The organism is Streptomyces sp. NPDC003034, assembly GCF_053591375.1.
Genome location: NZ_JBSFTS010000019.1, coordinates 87,431 through 105,955, shown reverse-complemented (window position 1 = coordinate 105,955; position 18,525 = coordinate 87,431). Strand labels below are relative to the sequence as shown.

The following is an 18,525-nucleotide window of genomic DNA, read 5'->3' as shown; positions in this document are numbered from 1 at the left end:
GGTCCCCCCGCGCGCACGGCGCCCGCCCGCCGCGCACGGCGCCCGCTTTCCGGCCACCATCCACCCCCGGCCTCCGCCGGCGCCCCGACGGCTGGCAGGATGCTGACCTCCTGTCACGCCGGCCCGAGGAGCGCCCACATGACCGTCGCAGAGCCGTATCTCGTCCAGCCCGCGACCGGGGTGTACGCGTACGTCCAGCCGGACGGCGGCTGGTGCCTCAACAACGCCGGTTTCGTGACCGACGGCGGCCGGACCCTGCTCATCGACACGGCCGCGACCCAGCGCCGGGCGCTGGCCCTGCGGGAGGCCGTCGCGGCGGCCGGGGCGCCGCTCCCCCGCACGGTGGTCAACACCCACCACCACGGCGACCACACCTACGGCAACAGCCTGTTCGCCCCCGAGGCGCTGATCCTCGCGCACGACAGCTCGCGGGCCGAGCAGCTCGCGGCCGGACGCCAGCTGGAGATGATCTGGCCGGGGACGGACTTCGGCGCGATAGAGATCACCGCGCCCGATCTCACCTACAGCGAACGGATGACCCTGCACGTCGGCGAGACGGAGGTGCGGATCATCCACCCCGGTGTCGCGCACACCACCGGGGACTCGATCGTGTGGCTGCCCCGGCAGCGGGTCGTCTTCACCGGCGACCTGGTCTTCGCCGAGGGGACGCCGTTCCTGGCGATGGGCTCGCTCTGCGGCTCGCTGCGGGCACTGGAGCTGCTGCGCTCGCTCGACGCGCGGACGGTCGTGCCGGGCCACGGGCCGCTCACCGACTCCTCGGCCTACGAGGCCACCGAACGCTATCTGCGGTACGTGGCCGAACTCGCCCGGGAAGGCCGGGAGAAGGGGCTGACGCCGCTGGAGACGGCCCGGCAGGCCGATCTGGGCGAGTTCGCCGCCTGGCGGGAGAGCGAGCGCCTGGTGGCGAATCTGCACCGCGCCTACGCGGAGCTCGCCGGGGAGCCGGAGGGGGCGCCGCTGGACATCCTGACGGTCCTGAAGGACATGACGGTCATGAACGGGGGCACGCCCATCCTCTGCCACGCATGACATTGCGGGCATGGGGGGCACTTTCCGCCCACACTCTGGACGGCATACCGACTGGTCGGCATGATGAGCGGAGCGGCAGCGCGTTCCCTCGCGGCCGCCTCGTCCGTTCCCCGCTCGTCCCGTTGCCCGCTCGGCCGTTCCCCGCCCGTCCCGTTGCCCGCTCGTCCCGTCGTCCCGTGCCCTGCGGAGGTGCCCACATGACCCCACGCCCGGATTCGGCCTCAGCCGGCCCCAGGGGCCTCGATCTGGAGCGGTTGCGCGGTCATCTCGACCGGGCACGGCCCGGACTGGTGGCCGGGCCGCTGCGCGGCCGGCTGATCGAAGGCGGCCGCTCGAACCTCACGTACGAGATCACCGACGGAACCGCCCGCTGGGTGGTGCGCCGGCCGCCGCTGGGACACGTACTGGCCACCGCGCACGACATGCGGCGGGAGCACCGGGTCATCGAAGCGCTGCACGGCACGGCCGTGCCGGTGCCCGAGCCGTTGCTGCTGTGCGAGGACGAATCCGTGCTCGGGGCTCCCTTCTACGTCATGGAGTACGTGGACGGGGTGCCGTACCGGACGGCCGGCCAGCTCGCCGCGCTCGGCCCCGAACGCACCCGGCGGGCGGTGCTGGCCCTGGTGGACACGCTGGTCGAGCTGCACGCGGTCGAACCGCAGGCGGTGGGGCTGGGCGACTTCGGCCGGCCGGAGGGCTTCCTCGACCGGCAGCTGCGCCGCTGGGGCAAGCAACTCGCCGCATCCCGGGGCCGGGAGCTCGCCGGTATCGACGCGTTGCACGGCGCGCTCGGCCGGACCCTGCCCGACTCCCCCGCTCCGACGGTGGTGCACGGGGACTTCCGCCTCGACAACGTCCTCATCGGCGGTCCGAACGACACCATCCGGGCGGTGCTGGACTGGGAGATGTCCACGCTCGGCGACCCGCTGACCGATCTCGGACTGCTGGTGATGTACAGCTCTGACCTGGGTCTGGCCGCGTCCCCCGTCAGTACGACGAGCGCGGCGCCGGGGCATCCGACGCCCGCCGAACTGATCGAGCGGTACGCGGCCCGCTCCGGCCGGGACACCGGCGCCATCGCCTGGTACACGGCCTTCGCCTGGTTCAAGCTCGCGGTGATCCTCGAAGGGATCCACTACCGGTTCACGCTCGGGCAGACCGTCGGAGCGGGTTTCGACCGGATCGGCGAGCTGGTCCCGGTCTTCATCGAGCACGGTCTGACCACCCTCCAGGAACCCCAGGAAGGCTGAGGCACACTCATGGACTTCGCATTCGACGCCCGGACCGAGGAACTCCGCGAGCGGCTGCTCGCGTTCATGGAGGAGTACGTCTACCCGGCGGAACCGGTCGCCGCCGAGCAGCGCGCGCGGCTGGCCTCGCCCTGGGACACCCCGGCCGTCTTCGGTGAGCTGAAGGCCGAGGCACGCCGTCAGGGGTTGTGGAACCTGTTCTTCGTCGACCGGCACGGCTCGTCCGGGACCCCGTACGGCCCCGGGTTGACCAACCTGCAGTACGCGCCGCTCGCCGAGATCACCGGACGCAGCCCGCACCTGGCGCCGATGGCCACCAACTGCGCGGCCCCGGACACCGGGAACATGGAGCTGCTGGCGCAGTTCGGGACCGAGCAGCAGCGGAAGCAGTGGCTGGAGCCGCTGCTCGCCGGGGAGATCCGCTCCGCCTTCGCGATGACCGAGCCGGAGGTGGCCTCCTCGGACGCGACGAACATCGAGACCCGGATCGAGCGGTCCACGAGCGGCGACGGTGGCGGCGACGAGTATGTGGTCACCGGCCGCAAGTGGTTCATCTCCGGGGCCATGAACCCGGATTGCAAGATCTTCATCGTGATGGGCAAGACCGACCCGGACGGCTCCGATCCGCGCCGCCAGCAGTCGATGATCCTCGTCCCCCGGGACACGCCCGGGGTCCACGTGCGCCGGGCGATGACGGTGTACGGGTACGCGGACCACGACCACGGCGGTCACGCCGAGGTGGTCTTCGACGGGGCGCGGGTGCCCGCGGCCAACCTGATCGGCGAGGAGGGCAGCGGCTTCGCCATCGCCCAGGCCCGGCTGGGACCGGGCCGGATCCACCACTGCATGCGGCTGATCGGCATGGCGGAGCGGGCCATCGAGCTGATGTGCCGGCGCGCGGTGGGACGTACGGCCTTCGGCAAGGAACTGGCCGCGCAGGGGGTCGTACGGAACTGGATCGCGGATGCCCGGGTCACGGTGGAACAGCTGCGGCTGCTGGTCCTGAAGACCGCCTGGCTGATGGACACCGTCGGAAACCGGGGCGCCCACACCGAGATCCAGGCCATCAAGATCGCGACCCCTCGGGCCGTGGTGGAGATCCTGGACCAGGCGGTGCAGTTGCACGGCGCGGGCGGCGTGAGCCAGGACTTCCCGCTGGCGGAGCTGTGGGCGGCGGCGCGGACGCTGCGGCTGGCCGACGGGCCCGACGAGGTGCACCAGCGCTCGCTGGCGCGCCGGGAGCTCCAGCGCTACCGGGGCTGAACCCGGCGGCGCCGGGGTCAGCCCCGCCCGTTACGGGCGGAGCGCGCGCAGCAGCAGGTCCGCGAGGTGGTCGGCGACCTGCTGCGGCGTGAGCGGGCCGTCCTCGCGGTACCAGGTGGACAGGTGGTGCACGGACCCGAAGTGGTAGTCCACCACCAGGTCGGCGGGCGTGGCGGTGGAGAACACGCCCGTGCGCTGGCCCTCCTCGACCAGGGCCCGGAAGCGTTCGTGGTAGCGCCGGCGCTCCGCCCGCACCTGCTTGAACTTCTCCGGGCTGAGCTGATGCATCGACCGGAAGAAGATCATCGCGTCGTCAAGGTTCTCGATGGTGGTGACGACCACGTCGGCCGCCGCCGCCCGCAGCCGCTCCTCGACGGGTGCGTCGGAGGCGGCGACCGCGTCGAGCCGCTGCTGCTGGAGGCGCAGCATGCGCGCGTACACCTCGTGCAGCAGATCGTCCTTGGACCCGAAGTAGTGGTAGAGCGCGCCCTTGGTGACCCCGGCCGCCTCGACGATCTCCTGGACGGAGGTGCGGTCGTAGCCGCGTTCGGCGAACAGCCGGGTGGCGACGGCCAGCAGCCGCTGCGGTACCGGGGCTTCGTGCGTGCCTTCGGGCTCGGTGGTCCTGGCCGCCATGGCGCTGACCTTCCCTTCCATGTCCTTCGTCGTGCCCCGCCGTGCGTACGACCGTCGGGCGGGCGGGCGGGCGACCGTCCCGCACGGTCGTGCTTCGCGAGCGGTCGGTGCGGTCGGTGCGATCCGGCTGTTTTCAGCCGCGGTCGCGCAGCTCCCGTCGGAGGATCTTGCCACTGGTCGTCTTCGGAAGGACAGGCAGGATCTCCACGTGACGCGGGTATTTGTACGCGGCTATGCGCGCCGCGCAGTACGCGGAGAGCTCCGCCGGTTCGGCCGAGGTGCCGGGGCGGAGGCTCACGTACGCCTTCACGCTCTCCCCGCGGTAGGGGTCGGGGAGGCCGACCACGGCCGCCTCGCGCACGGCGGGGTGGGTGTAGAGCACGTCCTCGACCTCGCGCGGCCAGACCTTGAAGCCGGATGCGTTGATCATGTCCTTCTTGCGGTCGACCACGTACAGCCAGCCGTCCGCGTCCATGAAACCGACGTCGCCGGTGCGCAGTTCTCCGCCCGGGAAGGCCTCGGCGGTGTCGGCTGGCAGGCCCCAGTAGCCGGGTACGACCTGGGGGCCGCGCACCGCGATCTCGCCGGTCTCGCCGAAGGGGACCTCCGCGCCGTGTTCGTCGAGGATGCGGACGACCGTGTCGGCGCCCGGGACGCCGACCGAGAGGGTGCCGGAGGCGGGGTCGACGGGGGCTTCGCGGTGCGCGGGGACGGAGGCGCAGGGGGCGGTGCACTCGGTGAGGCCGTAGCCGTTGCGGAGGTAGAAGCCGAAGGCGGTGCGCAGGCGTTCTACGAGGGCGGGCGGCAGTGGGGCGCCGCCCGAGGAGACGACCTGGAAGGAGGCGAAGTGGTCCGGGGCGGCGTCGGGGTGGGCGGCGAGGGCCATGAATGCGGTGGCGGGGCCGACGGTGTAGGCGGGCCGGTGTTCGAGGAAGGCGTCGAGGACGACGCCAGCGTCGAAGCGGTGGGCGAGGACGAGGGTGCCCGCGTTGGTGAAGCAGGCGGCGAGCTCGCAGACCATGCCGGTGATGTGGAAGAGGGGCGCGAGGGCGAAGTACGGGGCGCCCGCGGGGAGGGGGTGGCCGGTGACCTGCCGGATGGCGTTGTACGTGAGCGCGCCGTGCGGGTTCACCGCCCCCTTGGGCGTGCCGCTGGTGCCGGAGGTGTAGCTGATGAGGGCGGCTTCGGCGGCGGTGAGCTGCGGGTCGTCCGGGGCGGGGTGGCCGCGGTGCGCCACGGAGGTGAGGTCCGCCGCCTCGTGGGCGGAGGAGGCGGAGGGGGCGCTGGGGGCGGTCGGTCGCGGGTCGGGCTCGGCGGGGAAGACGCGCGGGTCGTCGCGGGTCTGGAAGTCCCGGTCGCGGGCGGTCAGGACGGTCCGTACGGCGCTTTCCTGCACGGCTTCGCGCAGGTACGCCGTCCAGGCTCGGCCCTCGCAGACCAGCGCGGCGGCCCCCGAGTCGCGCAGGATGTGCCCGACCTCGCCGGACTTGTACATCGGGTTGAGCGGGACGACGACCGCCCCGGCCTTCCAGGCGGCCAGGACGGCGAGCACGAAGTGCGGGGTGTTCTGGAGCATGACGGCGACGCGGTCCCCGCGGCGGATGCCGTGGGCCGCGAGGTGGCCGGCGACGGAGTCGGAGAGCGCGTCGGCCTCGGCGTAGCCGATGCGGCCGTCGAAGTAGGCGAGGGCGGTGCGCTCGGGGGCCCGGGCGACGGCGTCGCGGAAGGCGTGCAGCACGGTGGGCCTCGGTGCGACGGGTGCCCGCTGCGCCGGGCTGAGCAGCCGGAGCCAGGGCTGGGCGGCGTACCGGGAGCCTCGGCCGCGCCCGTCGGCGCCGGAGGCGGCGCCCTGTGCGGCGGCGTGGGCGACGACGGCGTGGGCCTGGGCCGGGTCCGAGGCGGGACCCGGGGCCGAGGCGAGAGCCGGGTCCGAGGCGGGACCCGGGGCCGAGGCGAGAGCCGGGTCGGCGGGGGCCGCGGGGGCCGCGGGCGTCATGGTGTCTCCCACTTCTGCTGGAGGTGGTTCATGGCGCTCAGCCAGCGGTCCGGTTCGGTGGCGCGGGCGGCGTAGTAGTCCGCGACCTCGGGGTGCGGGAGGATCAAGAACCGGCCCTTCTCCATGCCGTCGAACAACGCGTCCGCGACCGCTTCCGGCTCGATCGCGGTCGGCTCCAGGACGAGTTCGCCCGCCGAGCCCGCGGCGGTCAGCATGTCCGTACGCACCCCCTGCGGGCAGATGGAGTGCACCTTCACACCGCGGTGGCGGTAGGTCAGCGACAGCCATTCGGCGAAGGCGAGCGCACCGTGCTTGGTGACACTGTACGGCGCCGCTCCGATCATGGTCAGCAGTCCGGCGGCGGAGACGGTGGACACGAAGCGGCCGCTCTCCCGCTCCAGCCAGTCCGGCAGGAGCAGCCTGGCCGCGCGCACGTGGGCCATGACGTTGACGTCCCAGGCCGCCTCCCAGACGGCCTCGTCGGCGAACGCGTCCCCGCCCGAGGCCAGTCCGGCGTTGGCGCAGTAGACGTCGATCGATCCGCCGAGGGCCTCGCGCGCTTCGGCCACGATCGCGGAGGCGTCGCCGGGCACCGGGATGGCACGTGACCCGATCCCGCCCGCGACCGCGGCGGCCTTGGCAGCGTCGAGGTCGTTGACCACCACCGTGGCGCCCTGGGCGGCGAAGCGCTGGGCGAGTGCGGCTCCGATGCCGCCGCCCGCGCCGGTGACGACGACTCGCTGGTCCTGGTACTCGCTCACGGGGTCACCCTTTCATCGCGACTGCCGGCTGCCGGACACCGGGTTCCCGGCAGACTAACCAGTCGGTATGTGCTCGCGGAAGGGGGCGGCCTCGTAGCCTCGCCCGGATGCGCCCGTCACAGGGCGGCCATCGGGCCGACGGGTGGTCACCTGGCGGTTTTTGCGTCGAAATCCCCCGGCGCCGCCCGCGGCCCGGGGCACGAGCGCGGGACCGCAGGAATCCGGCGGGAACGGCATCTGGCCGGGCGGCCCCGGCAGCAGGATGCTGGTCTCCGGTCGCGGTGCGAAGGGGGACGTCATGGCGGGTGGCACGGGCATCGGGGTGGGTCCGTACGCGGAGCTGACCTTCGACGCCGAGGGCGACGTGGACGAGGCCACGCGCGGCGCGGTGGAACGGCTGGAGGCCACGGACCTGCTGGTCTTCGCGCACGGCTGGAACAGCGACCGGTCCACCGCCACCCGGCTGTACGACCGGTTCTTCGCCCCCTTCCCGGGGCTGGTGGGGCCGGGCGTGCGGCTGGGGTACGTGGGTGTCGTGTGGCCCGCCATGCGCTTCTCGGACGAGCCGATCCCGGACTTCGACCCGCCCGGCCTGCTGACGGCACCCGGCTCCGGGACGGCACTGGACGGCGCCACCCGGCGCGCGCTCGGGGAGTTCTGGCCGGGGCGGCAGCCGGAGCTGGACCGGGTGGCCGAACTGCTGGCCGAGCGGCCGGAGTCGGAGGCGGCGTTCATCGAGTTCGGCGCGCTCGTACGGGAGCTGGCCGGCGCGGACGCCGTACACACCGCGGCCGCGCCGGCGGTGCCGGCCATCTTCGTCGCCGACGTGCTTGAGGTGTGCCGTGCCTTCACCCTCGGGCTGGTCGGCGTCGGCGCGCTGCCCCCAGACGCGGACGGGCACGCCCTCACCGCCGGCGGCGGGCTGCGGCCGCTGTGGAACGGAGCGAAGGAGCTGCTGCGGCAGGCCACGTACTACCGGATGAAGAAGCGGGCCGGGGTGGTCGGCGAGCGCGGTCTGGGCCCGGTCCTGGCGGAGCTCGCGGCGCGCCGCCCGGCGCTGCGGATCCATCTGATCGGGCACAGCTTCGGGGCGCGCATGGTGTCCTTCTCGCTGCGCGCGGTGCCGGACGGAGCCCGGTACATCGCTTCGCTCACCTTGCTCCAGGGTGCCTTCTCGCACTACGCGTTCGCCGACCGCCTGCCCCACGACAAGGGCCGCGGCGGCGCCCTGCGCGGCCTCCAGCGCAGGGTCGCGGGGCCCGTGACGGCCTGCCACTCCGCGCACGACACGGCCCTCAGGGTGTTCTATCCGCTGGCCTCCCGGACAGCAGGGGATTCGGCCGGTCTGCTGGGCTTCGACGAGCGGTGGGGCGCGATCGGGCACGACGGGGTGCACGCGGTTGCGGGGACACCGCGGCTGAGCCTCGAAGCGGTCCTGCGCGAGGGGCTGCCGGCAGCCGGATGCGTCAGCGTGGACGCGGGATCCGTGGTCCGGCGCGGCGGCGCTCCCTCGGGGGCGCACAGCGACATCTGCCACGAGGAACTGGCCCGGGTCGTGGTCGCCGCGGGACGCATGGGGCGGTGACATCCGGCCATGTGCCACCCGTACGCCTCGACCGCCCCCGCATGCGCCCACGTCCGGCCGGGCATGTTGGGCACATCGTGTGGTGCCGGAATGCCGGAGTGCCGGCCTGGCGCGCGGCGGAGGTGAGGGTGAAGGTGTGATGGCGGGATTCCGGAGTCTGGCCTACCAGGTACGCGACGCGCGCAACGACCGGGCCCTGCGGCGCCATTCGCTGCGCCGCTGCCTGGAGCGGTTCGCGCCCTACGGGCACCGGGCGACCTGGTGGCACCTGTGCGACCGGCACGGCATCGCACCGGAGGACCGGGCGGCCGACCCGCAGCGGCTGGTCGCCGCGCTGGAGGAGCTGGAGGAGGCGCGGGCCGTCTGGCTGGAGTACGAGCGGCACTTCGCGGAGCGGCGGCGACGGGAGAAGCACCACGGACTGCGCCGGCCGGAGTGGGCGTGGGGCGGCAGCGGGGACGCGGTGGTGCGGTGCGCCGATCCCGGAGTGCGGCCGGAGGGGACGCTGGGCGAGGTGCTGCGGCGGCTGGTGAAGGCGCTGGAATCGGAGCCGGGGACGGTGTGCCCGGTGTGCGGGGACGGGGAACTGCGCTGGCCGGCGCCGGTTGCGGGGATGCGTACGGGGGCGGGGCGGCGCGATCGCGTGCCCCGGCAGGGGCATGGGCATGGGCCCTGGGAGGGGGCCTGGGCGTGGGACGGGCCGGTGTGCGCGGGCTGCGGGATCGTGGTGCCCAGACCGGCGCTGGCGGATGTGCCCTCGGCGGGCGCGGCGTGAACTCCGGGGGCGGGGACGGGAGCGGGGCAAGGAGCGGGCCTGGCGAGGGGTCGGGGGCCGCGCCCGGGGGCGGGGCGCAGGGGGCGCCGGTACGAGGGCCCGTGGCGGTGTTGCTACCGGAGCCGGGGCGGGGCCCGGGCTCGGGGCGGGGGCCGTTGCCGGAGCCGGGGCCGTCGCCGGGGCCCGGGCAGCTACCCGCGGCGCTCCCGGTGCAGGTGTCCTTGAACGGCTCCCGGGGCGCCGCCGACGGCCCGGCCGTGCCGTTGTCCCCCGGCGATCTGGCGGATGCGGCGCTGGGGGCGGTCGCCGCCGGGGCACGGGAGGTGCTGATGCATCCGCGGACCCCGTGCGGGCGGGAGAGCCTCTCGCCCCGCGTGGTCGGCCCGCTGCTGGAGGCGGTGCGCCGCGCGGGGGCCGGCGTACCGCTGACGGTGTGTGCGACCCCCGGGGCCGAGCCCGACCCCGCCCGGCGGCGGGAGCGGGTGCTGTCCTGGACGGTGCTGCCCGACCGGGCCGCGGTGTACTTCGCGGAGCCGGGGGCGCGGGAGCTGGCGGAGGTCCTGCTGGCACGCGGGATCGCCGTGGACGCCGTCGTGCCGCTGGGCGGACCGGCCGGGCCGGAGCCGCTGGCGCGGTTCCTGGCGTGGCCGGTGCGGGAGCCCGGGCGGGTCCGGCTCGCGGCCGAACTCGCGTCGGCCGATCCGGGCCTGGTGGCCGGGCTGCGCCGGCTGCCGCCCGTGGCGCTGCTGCTGTACGGGCGGGAAGCCGCCGCCTGGCCGGTGCTGCGACTGGCCGCGCGGTGCGGCACCGCCGCGCGGATCGGCGTAGGAGACGTACTGCACCTGCCGGACGGGCGGACGGCGCGGTCGAATGCCGAATTGGTTGCGGCGGCGCGGGCGGCGTGGGCCCGGTCGGCACGGGGCCCGGCGGGGGCGTGAACAGGGCATGCCAGCCCCTCCCCGCTCCGACACCGTGAACGGCGGGTGGGGTGACGCGGACGCGGGGACGCCGGGCGCTACAGCCGCGAGCCGGTGAGCCGTTCGCCGAAGACGTCGTCCGGGTTGGAGAGGGCGCAGTTCTCCAGCGAGAGGCAGCCGCAGCCGATGCAGTCGGTCAAATGATCCCGCAGGCGCCCCAACTGGCTGATCCGGTGATCGAGTTCGGCACGCCAGGCCTCGGAGAGGCGGGCCCAGTCGGCCCGGTTGGGGGTGCGCTCCTCGGGGAGCTGGGCGAGCGCCTCGCGGATGCTGGCCAGCGGGATGCCCACGCGCTGGGCAGCGCGTACGAAGGCCACGCGGCGCAACGTGTCGCGGGTGTAGCGGCGCTGGTTGCCGGAGGTGCGGCGGCTGCTGATCAGGCCCTTGGCTTCGTAGAAGTGGAGGGCGGAGACGGCCGCGCCACTGCGGGCGGACAGCTGGCCGACGGTGAGCTCGTGGACTTTCTCGGGAATCTGCGGCACCGCACCGAGGGTAGTCGCAGGTCCGTTGACATACGCGGGAGGCCCCAGCATGCTGAGCAAGCGCTTATTCAACCAGTGCTGACGTGCATCACGTGAGAGGCAGGGGCAGGGCATGGCCGAGCCGAGGGTCTTCACATCCGCCGAGGAGCTGCGCGCCGGGATCGGCGAACCGCTCGGCCCCAGCGGGTGGCTGGAGGTGGACCAGAAGCGGATCGACCTCTTCGCGGACGCCACCGACGACCACCAGTGGATCCACGTCGACCCCGAGCGGGCGGCCGCCGGGCCCTTCGGCCGCACCATCGCGCACGGCTATCTGACACTCTCACTGCTGCCCACCCTGGTGCCGCAGGTCATGCGGGTCCAGGGCATGAAGATGGGCCTCAACTACGGGGCCAACAAGGTCCGTTTCCCGGCGCCGGTGCCGGTCGGCTCGCGGCTGCGCTGCACCGCCGTGATCACCGAGGTGGTGGAGGCGGGCGGCGGCGTACAGGTCACGGCCACCGTCACGGTCGAGCGCGAGGGCGGTGACAAGCCGGTGTGCGTGGCGGAGTCGGTGTCCCGCTACTACTTCTGAACTACGTCTGACCGTTCTCAGCGTTCTGAGCGTTCTCAGGCTTTTCAGGCTCCCGAGCCGCGCCGGCGGGCCGGGATCCCACCATACGCAGGACGAGGTCGGCGTAGAGTGCGCCGACCTCGTCGGGCGTACGGCGCCCGGCCACGCTGAACCACCGGGCCACGTCGATGCAGAGCGACAGCACGGCGAGGGTGGTGCCGGGGACGTCCGGGACGTCGAACTCCCCTGCCGCGACCCCGTCGGCGAGGATGCGGCGTACGGCCGCGTCGCTCTGCCGGCGCAGGGCCACGATCTCGGCGCGGTGCTCCGGGGCGAGCGCGTCGAGTTCGTACTGGACCACGCGCGCGGTGGTGTGGTGCGCGGCGTGCCACCGTACGAAGGACCGTACGGCTGCGTCGAGCCGCTCCGCGGCCGAGCCGGGCCGGTCGGCGGCCGTCGTCAGGATCTCCAGCGCCTTGTCGTGACCGATCCGGCTGATCCGGTGGAGCAGCTCTTCCTTGGTCTTGTAGTGGATGTAGAGGGCGGCCGGACTCATACCGGCCCGCCCTGCGATGTCACGTGTGGTGGTGGCGTGGTAACCGCGTTCCGCGAAGGCGTCGACCGCCGCGATGAGCAGCCGCCGCGCCGCGTCGGGGGTGACCTCGGACCACGGCTGGTAGCCGTCGGCCGTCTCCGCCGCGCTGTCCATCGCTCACTCACCCTCTTCGCCGTGTAGGAAGGAACACCCTACGAAAGGAACACCCTACCGGAGGGTGAGCAAGCGCTTAGCTCCGCTGGCCGTCCCCCGGGACGCGAACCGTCCACGTGGACGAGGGGCGGGGCGTCAGAAGGCGGAGACTCCGGTGAGGGCGCGGCCGATGAGCAGCTTCTGGATCTGGCTGGTGCCCTCGTACAGGGTCATCACGCGGGCGTCGCGCAGCAGCTTGCCCGCCGGATACTCGTCGATGTATCCGTAACCGCCGTGCACCTGGAGGGCGTTGCTCGCGGCGCGGACGGCGGCCTCGGAGGCGAAGAGCTTGGCGGTGGAGGATTCGGTGGCGAAGGGCCGGCCGCGGTCGATGAGGTCGGCGACCCGCCAGGTCAGCATGCGGGCCGCGTCCACGTCCACGGAGATGTCCGCGATCAGCTCCTGGACCAGTTGGTGCTGTGCGATGGGCTTGCCGAACTGCTCGCGCTGGGCGGCGTACGAGACTGCCGCGTCCAGCGCCGCCTGCGCGATGCCGACACAGCCCGCGGCGACGGACATCCGACCCTTGGCCAGTGCCGACATGGCGACCGGGAAGCCCTTGCCCTCGCGGCCGACCATCGCGGACGCCGGCACGCGCACGCCGTCGAAGGCGAGCTCGGCGGTGGCCTGGCCGCGCAGGCCGAGCTTGCCGTGGATCTCGTGGCGGGTGAGGCCGGCGGCGTCGGCGGGGACGAGGAAGGCGGAGACCCCGCGGTGGCCGGGCTCGTCGTTGGTACGGGCGAAGAGCAGCACCACGTCGGCCCAGGTGCCGTTGGTGATGAACGTCTTGGTGCCGCTGATGACGTAGGAGCCCCCCTCGCGCACGGCGCGGGTGGTGAGGCTGCCCGCGTCGGAGCCGGTGCCGGGCTCGGTCAGCCCGAAGCAGCCGAGCGCGTCGCCGGAGCACAGGCGGGGCAGCCAGGCGCGCTTCTGCTCCTCGGTACCCCAGGCCGCGATGGTCTTGGCGACCAGGCCGAGGGAGACGGAGACGATGCCGCGCACGGCTGAGTCGCCGCGGCCGAGCTCCTCGGTGACCAGGACGTAGGCGAGGTGGTCGCCGCCGGAGCCGCCGTACTCCTCGGGGACGGTGAGGCCCAGGAAGCCGAGCGCGCCCAGCTTCTTCACGATGGCCCGGTCGACGCTCTCGGCGCGGTCCCACGCGGCGGCGTACGGGACGACCTCGCGCTCGGTGAACTCGCGGGCGAGCCGGCGGGCGGCAGCCTGTTCCTCGCTCGGCTCCAGATTCACCGGGCACCTCCGGGAGGCCGTCCGGCGCCGTTAACTAGCGCCGGTAGTTTATGGCGGGCAGGCCCTACTATGTGCCGCATGGCCAGACCGCGCAAGCCCCTCCTCAGCAGAGCCGTCATCGTCGAGGCGGCGGGGGCGATGGTGGACGCGGAGGGGCTGGAGGCGGTGTCGACGCGGCGGCTGGCGGCCGCCCTCGGGGTCAGCGGGCCGTCGCTGTACAACCATTTCCGCACCAAGGACGAGATCCTGGAGGCGGTGGCGGACGCGGTGAGCGCACGGGTCGACCTGTCGATGTTCGAGGACGGCCGGGAGTGGCGCGGGGCGCTGTACGACTGGGCGCACTCGTACCGGCGCGCCCTGTTGGACCACCCGAACATCGTGCCGGTGCTCGCGCGGGGGCCGGGCCGCCGGCCGGCCGGTCTGCGGCTGGCGGACGCGGTCTTCGGCGCCATGACGGCGGCGGGCTGGCCCGAGGCGCAGGCGACGCGGATCGGCGCGCTGATGCGGTACTTCATCCTGGGCTCGGCGGTGGGCTCCTTCGCCCGCGGTTTCGTGGACGACGAGACGGCATACGACCCGGCGGACTATCCGCACCTGGGGCGGGCGCACCTGCTGGCCGAGCGGCAGCACGAGGTGGACGAGGGCGCCTTCGAGACGGGCCTGACGGCCCTGCTGGACGGGCTGGCCCTCCAGTACGAGGCACTGCGCGAGAAGGCGTGAGGCGCGGCGGGCCCACCAGACCCGCCGCGCCCCACCCCGCCGCGCCCCACCCCGCGGGCCTCACACCGCGGGCCTCACACCGCGGGCCTCACACCGCGGGCCTCACACCGCCGCACCTCACCCCGCGGGCCTCACCCCGCCGGGCCGCTCTCGCTTGAGCGGTGCCTCATGAGCGGTGCTGGAAGACGACGAGGGAGCGGCCGCCCTTCCCCGCCAGCATCGCGTCGAAAGCGGCCGGGATGCCGTCCAGGGTGATGCGGTCGGTCACCATCGCGCCGAGGTCGAGGCGGCCGGCGCGGACGTGTTCGGCGATGAGCGGCAGGTCACGGGCAGGGTCGCTGTTGCCGTAGACGCAGCCGGTGAGTGTGCGGGCGAAGTGGAAGATCTCCAGGGCGTGGAAGGTGACCTGCTGTTCCTTGCCGCCGATGCCGACGACCGTGGTGCGGCCGCCACGCCGGGTGGATTCCCAGGCTCCGCGGATGGTTTGCGCCCGTCCCACGCACTCGACGGCGACGTCCACGCCCTGGCCGGCGGTGAGGGCCCGGATCTGCTTGGCGGTGGTGTCGCAGGCGAGCACGAAGTCGGTGGCCCCGGCCGCGCGCGCGAGTTCCTCCTTGGCCGGGGAGACGTCGACGGCCACGATCGGGTCGGCTTGGGCGATGCGGGCGGCCTGGAGGGCGGCCAGTCCCACCCCGCCGACGCCGAAGACGGCGACGGACTCGCCGGGGCGGACCTGGGCGCTGTGGTGGACGGCGCCGTAGCCGGTGAGCACGGCGCAGCCGAGTAGGGCGGCCTCGGCGAGCGGGATCCCGGCGGGCGCGGGCAGCACGCACTCGCCCGCTACCACCGTCTCCTCCGCGAAGGCCGCCACATTCAGTCCGGGGTGCAGCTCGGCTCCCCGCGCGTCATGCGCGTAGACGGCGCCGACCCCGGCGAGCGCCTTGGCGCAGAGCCAGACCTCGCCGATCGTGCAGTGGTGGCACTCCCCGCAGGAGGGCGCCCAGTTGAGCACCACGCCGTCGCCGGGGGCGACATGGGTCACGCCCTCCCCGACGGCGACGACCGTACCGGCGCCCTCGTGGCCGAGGACGGCCGGGAGGGGCACCCGCATGGTGCCGTTGGTGAGGGAGAGGTCCGAGTGGCAGACCCCGGCTGCGGCGAGCCGCACGCGGACCTGCCCGGGGCCGGGATCGGGCAGCACGATCTCCCGTATCTCCAGCGGGGCTCCGACGGCGGGCAGGATGGCGGCGCGGACCATGGTCGTCGTCTCCGTCTTTTCCGATGCTGAGGCGGTGGGCTGCTCAAGGCCGTGGGCTGAGTGCCCATCGGTTGGTGGCGACTGTGGCGACTGCTCAGAACTGCAGGGACTTGGTCTGCACGTACTCGGCCAGCCCGTGGCGGCCCAGCTCGCGGCCGACGCCCGACTGCTTGTAGCCACCGAAGGGCGCGAGCACGTTGAAACGGCCGCCGTTGATGTCCACCTGCCCGGTGTCCATACGGCGTGCGAAGGCCACGGCCGTCTCGTCGTCCGCCGCCCAGACCGCGCCGCCCAGGCCGTAGACGGTGCCGTTGGCGATGCGCAGCGCCTCCTCCTCGTTCTCGTAGGCGAGGATCGACAGCACGGGGCCGAAGATCTCCTCCTGGGCGATGGTCATCTCGGGTGTGACATCGGCGAAGACCGTCGGGGCGACGAAGTACCCCTTCTCGTACGGCGCTTCCGGGCCGCCGGCGACCAGGCGCGCGCCTTCCTCGATGCCCTTGGCGATGTATCCGCGGACACGCTCGTGCTGCTTGGCGTTGACCACCGGGCCCAGGCGGGTGGCGGCGTCGCGGGGGTCGCCGGTGGCATATGTGGCGACGGCTGCGGCCGCCAGGGAGACGGCCTCTTCGTACTGGTCGCGGTGGACCAGCATCCGGGTGAGCGCGTTGCAGCTCTGTCCGGAGTTGTTCATGACGTGGCCGACGCCTGTGGCGACGGCCTTGGCCAGGTCGGCTCCGGGCAGGATGACATTGGCCGATTTGCCGCCCAGTTCGAGGGCGACCCGCTTGACGGCGGCGCCGGCCGTGGCGCCGATCAGGCGGCCGACCGCGGTCGAGCCGGTGAAGGAGACGAGGTCGACTCCCTCGTGCGCGGCCAGTGCCTGCCCGGCGACCGGGCCGGTCCCGGTCACCAGGTTGAAGACTCCGGCCGGGATGCCCGCCTCGTGCACGGCCTCGGCGAAGAGCTGTGCGGTCAGCGGGGTGTCCTCGGCCGGTTTGAGGACGACGGTGCAGCCGGCGGCGAGAGCGGGCGCCACCTTTGCAACGACTTGGTGCAGCGGATAGTTCCACGGCGTGATGGCTCCGACGACACCGACCGGCTCCAGCAGCACGGTCGAGGTCCCGATCCGCTCCTCGAAGGCGTACGAGGCCCCGAGCTCGGCGAAGGAGGAGGCGACCGCGATCGGCGCGCCGACCTGGACCATCTGCGTGAATCCCACCGGGGAGCCGAGTTCGGCGGTGATGGTCTCGGCGATCTCGCCCTTCCGGGCGACGAGCACGTCACGGAGCACGCCGATCAGGGCCGCCCGCTCGGCCGGAGCCGTGGCCGCCCAGCCGGGAAGGGCGGCGCGTGCCGCCCGTACGGCCGCGTCCACGTCCTCGGCGGTGCCGGCCGGCACCGCGGCGATGACGTGCTCGTCGGCCGGATTGACGACCTCTATCCGGTCGCGACCGGCGGCGGGCCGCCATTCTCCGCCGATGTACATCCCGTCGTGGGCCTTCATGGCATTCCTCCCGAGCACGCACCAGCGCGTAGACCTGACCTCGCGGACACCCTACAAACTAGCGCCGGTAGTTTTCGGCCAGCCAGGTGGGGCGTGGATCAGATGATGCCGAAAAGCATCCCTGCCGCGAGAACGACCAGGGAGGTGAGAGCGGCCCATTTCACGGTGAAGCGGGTGTGGTCGGCGAATTCGACCTTGGCCATGCCGACGAGGACGTAGACGGCCGGAACCAGCGGGCTGGACATGTGCAGGGCCTGGCCGACCAGGGACGCGCGGGCGATTTCGAGCGGGGAGACCCCGTGCGCCGCACCGGCCTCGGCCAGGACGGGCAGGACGCCGAAGTAGAAGCCGTCGTTGGACATGAAGTAGGTCAGCGGCAGGCTCAGCAGCCCGGTGACGAGGGCCATGTGCGGGCCCATGCCCTCGGGGATGGCGCCGACGAGCCAGTCGGCCATGTGCTTGACCATCCCGGTGCCGGTGAGGACGCCGGTGAAGACGGCGGCGGCGAAGACCATGCCTGCGACGTTCAGGACGTTGTCCGCGTGGGCGGCGATCCGGGCCTTCTGGTCGGGCATGTGGGGGAAGTTGACGGTCAGGGCGAGGGCGGCGCCGAGCAGGAACAGCACGGGAATGGGCAGGACCTGCATGATCATCGCGGTGAGGAGGGCGAGGGTGAGGGCGGCGTTGAACCAGTAGAGGCGCGGACGCAGGGTGGCGCGGTGGGGGTCGAGCACCTGGAAGTCGTCCGCCTGCGGCGGCTCGGCGGCGGCCCCCTGCCGGGCGGTGGCGGTTCCCGGGGTGGCTACGGATCCGGCGTGGCCGGGGGCATGGGAGACCGCGGCGGAACCCGGGCCATCGGGCGTCCCGGCTGGGCCGGTGGCTCCGGGGGACGCGGCGGCCGGGCCTTCGAGGCGGGCGGAGGAGGGGCCGGCGGGCACGCCGCCCCCGGTGGCGGCGTGCCCGCCGGAGGCCTCCGCACCCGCGCCCGGCGCGACCGCGACCAGGTCCTTCCGTGCACCATCCGCTTCCACCGCCGACTCCTCCTGGCCGGGCAGCACCAGGAGGCCGACCCGGCGCCGCTCCTTGAGGCCGAGGACGTAGGCGAAGACGAAGACGAAGAGCAGGCCCACCGCGAGGGCCGGGATCATCGGGACGAAGACGTCCGCGGCGTCGAGCTTGAGGGCGGTGGCGGCCCGGGCCGTGGGGCCGCCCCAGGGCAGCGTGTTCATCACACCGTTGGCGGTGGCGGCGATTCCGGTCATCACCACGAGGCTCATACCGAGCCGCTTGTACAGCGGATACATGGCCGAAACGGTGATCATGAAGGTGGTGGACCCGTCCCCGTCGAGCGAGACGATCGCGGCGAGCACGGCGGTACCGACCACGACCCGCATCGGGTCGGCCTTGCAGAAGCGCAGGATGCCGCGCACGATCGGGTCGAAGAGGCCGACGTCGATCATCACGCCGAAGTAGACGATGGCGAACATGAGCATGGCGGCGGTCGGCGCGAGTTTGCCGACCCCGTCGATGACGTAGTCGCCCAGCTGCGCGCCGTGTCCGGCGAACACGCAGAAGAGCGCGGGGATGAGGACGAGGGCCGCGATGGGCGACATTTTCTTCATCATGATCAGGACCAGGAAGGTCGCGATCATTGCGAAGCCGAGGAAGGTCAGCATGGAGGGAACGTAGGCGCCGCCTCCTTATGCCAACAAGACG

At 73.2% G+C, this 18,525-nt stretch carries 17 protein-coding genes; 8 read left to right on the top strand and 9 right to left on the bottom strand.

Annotated elements, in window-relative coordinates; all coding sequences use genetic code 11:
• Window positions 1–138: 138 nt before the first annotated feature.
• From ACWDX7_RS19780 to ACWDX7_RS19770, 3 genes are all read left to right on the top strand, one after another.
• A complete protein-coding gene (locus ACWDX7_RS19780) occupies window positions 139–1,050 on the top strand; it encodes an MBL fold metallo-hydrolase (RefSeq protein WP_451492261.1) in 912 nt (303 codons plus the stop codon).
• A 197-nt stretch (window positions 1,051–1,247) separates the two neighbouring features.
• Window positions 1,248–2,300: a phosphotransferase family protein gene (locus ACWDX7_RS19775; RefSeq protein ID WP_451492262.1), complete on the top strand. Its 1,053-nt coding sequence runs from the start codon at window positions 1,248–1,250 to the stop codon at window positions 2,298–2,300.
• A 9-nt stretch (window positions 2,301–2,309) separates the two neighbouring features.
• A complete protein-coding gene (locus ACWDX7_RS19770; RefSeq protein ID WP_451492263.1) occupies window positions 2,310–3,563 on the top strand; it encodes an acyl-CoA dehydrogenase family protein in 1,254 nt (417 codons plus the stop codon).
• A 30-nt stretch (window positions 3,564–3,593) separates the two neighbouring features.
• Here the strand turns inward: ACWDX7_RS19770 and ACWDX7_RS19765 are convergent, their stop codons facing one another.
• The 3 genes from ACWDX7_RS19765 to ACWDX7_RS19755 all read right to left on the bottom strand — a co-directional run bounded on the left by ACWDX7_RS19765 (window position 3,594) and on the right by ACWDX7_RS19755 (window position 6,956).
• The gene (locus ACWDX7_RS19765; RefSeq protein WP_451492264.1) at window positions 3,594–4,220 is read right to left on the bottom strand and encodes a TetR/AcrR family transcriptional regulator; all 627 of its coding nucleotides are present in this window, start codon (window positions 4,218–4,220) and stop codon (window positions 3,594–3,596) included.
• A gap of 112 nt (window positions 4,221–4,332) precedes the next feature.
• Complete coding sequence (locus tag ACWDX7_RS19760; protein WP_451492265.1) at window positions 4,333–6,195, bottom strand: class I adenylate-forming enzyme family protein; 1,863 nt, start codon at window positions 6,193–6,195, stop codon at window positions 4,333–4,335.
• Window positions 6,192–6,956 carry an SDR family oxidoreductase gene (locus tag ACWDX7_RS19755; protein ID WP_451492266.1) on the bottom strand — a complete coding sequence of 255 codons (765 nt, stop codon included), beginning with the start codon at window positions 6,954–6,956 and terminating at the stop codon, window positions 6,192–6,194. The genes ACWDX7_RS19760 and ACWDX7_RS19755 overlap by 4 nt, the downstream gene beginning before the upstream one ends.
• Before the next feature lie 298 nt (window positions 6,957–7,254).
• Here ACWDX7_RS19755 and ACWDX7_RS19750 point away from each other — a divergent pair, with 298 nt between their 5' ends.
• From ACWDX7_RS19750 to ACWDX7_RS19740, 3 genes are all read left to right on the top strand, one after another.
• Complete coding sequence (locus tag ACWDX7_RS19750) at window positions 7,255–8,541, top strand: serine-threonine protein kinase (RefSeq protein WP_451492267.1); 1,287 nt, start codon at window positions 7,255–7,257, stop codon at window positions 8,539–8,541.
• A 139-nt stretch (window positions 8,542–8,680) separates the two neighbouring features.
• Window positions 8,681–9,316 carry a hypothetical protein gene (locus tag ACWDX7_RS19745; RefSeq protein ID WP_451492268.1) on the top strand — a complete coding sequence of 212 codons (636 nt, stop codon included), beginning with the start codon at window positions 8,681–8,683 and terminating at the stop codon, window positions 9,314–9,316.
• 215 nt (window positions 9,317–9,531) lie between these two features.
• Window positions 9,532–10,254, top strand: a complete 723-nt coding sequence (locus tag ACWDX7_RS19740; protein ID WP_451492298.1) for a 3-keto-5-aminohexanoate cleavage protein — start codon at window positions 9,532–9,534, stop codon at window positions 10,252–10,254.
• A gap of 77 nt (window positions 10,255–10,331) precedes the next feature.
• On the opposite strand, the gene soxR is transcribed toward ACWDX7_RS19740, so the two are convergent.
• Window positions 10,332–10,775: a redox-sensitive transcriptional activator SoxR gene (gene soxR, locus ACWDX7_RS19735; RefSeq protein ID WP_451492269.1), complete on the bottom strand. Its 444-nt coding sequence runs from the start codon at window positions 10,773–10,775 to the stop codon at window positions 10,332–10,334.
• 112 nt (window positions 10,776–10,887) lie between these two features.
• Here soxR and ACWDX7_RS19730 point away from each other — a divergent pair, with 112 nt between their 5' ends.
• Window positions 10,888–11,349 (top strand): MaoC family dehydratase, encoded by a 462-nt coding sequence (locus ACWDX7_RS19730; RefSeq protein WP_451492270.1) that lies wholly within the window; start codon window positions 10,888–10,890, stop codon window positions 11,347–11,349.
• 1 nt (window position 11,350) lies between these two features.
• Here ACWDX7_RS19730 and ACWDX7_RS19725 read toward each other — a convergent pair whose 3' ends face one another.
• The gene (locus ACWDX7_RS19725; RefSeq protein ID WP_451492271.1) at window positions 11,351–12,037 is read right to left on the bottom strand and encodes a TetR/AcrR family transcriptional regulator; all 687 of its coding nucleotides are present in this window, start codon (window positions 12,035–12,037) and stop codon (window positions 11,351–11,353) included.
• 135 nt (window positions 12,038–12,172) lie between these two features.
• On the bottom strand, window positions 12,173–13,324 hold the full coding sequence (locus ACWDX7_RS19720) for an acyl-CoA dehydrogenase family protein (protein ID WP_451492272.1): 1,152 nt from the start codon (window positions 13,322–13,324) through the stop codon (window positions 12,173–12,175).
• Between the two features lie 69 nt (window positions 13,325–13,393).
• Between ACWDX7_RS19720 and ACWDX7_RS19715 the strand changes: the two genes are divergently transcribed.
• Window positions 13,394–14,044, top strand: a complete 651-nt coding sequence (locus ACWDX7_RS19715; protein WP_451492273.1) for a TetR/AcrR family transcriptional regulator — start codon at window positions 13,394–13,396, stop codon at window positions 14,042–14,044.
• Window positions 14,045–14,210: 166 nt separating this feature from the next.
• Here ACWDX7_RS19715 and ACWDX7_RS19710 read toward each other — a convergent pair whose 3' ends face one another.
• The 3 genes from ACWDX7_RS19710 to ACWDX7_RS19700 form a co-directional block, all read right to left on the bottom strand.
• The gene (locus ACWDX7_RS19710; protein WP_451492274.1) at window positions 14,211–15,302 is read right to left on the bottom strand and encodes a Zn-dependent alcohol dehydrogenase; all 1,092 of its coding nucleotides are present in this window, start codon (window positions 15,300–15,302) and stop codon (window positions 14,211–14,213) included.
• Between the two features lie 94 nt (window positions 15,303–15,396).
• On the bottom strand, window positions 15,397–16,809 hold the full coding sequence (locus ACWDX7_RS19705; protein ID WP_451492275.1) for an aldehyde dehydrogenase family protein: 1,413 nt from the start codon (window positions 16,807–16,809) through the stop codon (window positions 15,397–15,399).
• 98 nt (window positions 16,810–16,907) lie between these two features.
• Complete coding sequence (locus tag ACWDX7_RS19700; protein ID WP_451492276.1) at window positions 16,908–18,485, bottom strand: citrate:proton symporter; 1,578 nt, start codon at window positions 18,483–18,485, stop codon at window positions 16,908–16,910.
• Between the last annotated feature and the right edge of the window lie 40 nt (window positions 18,486–18,525).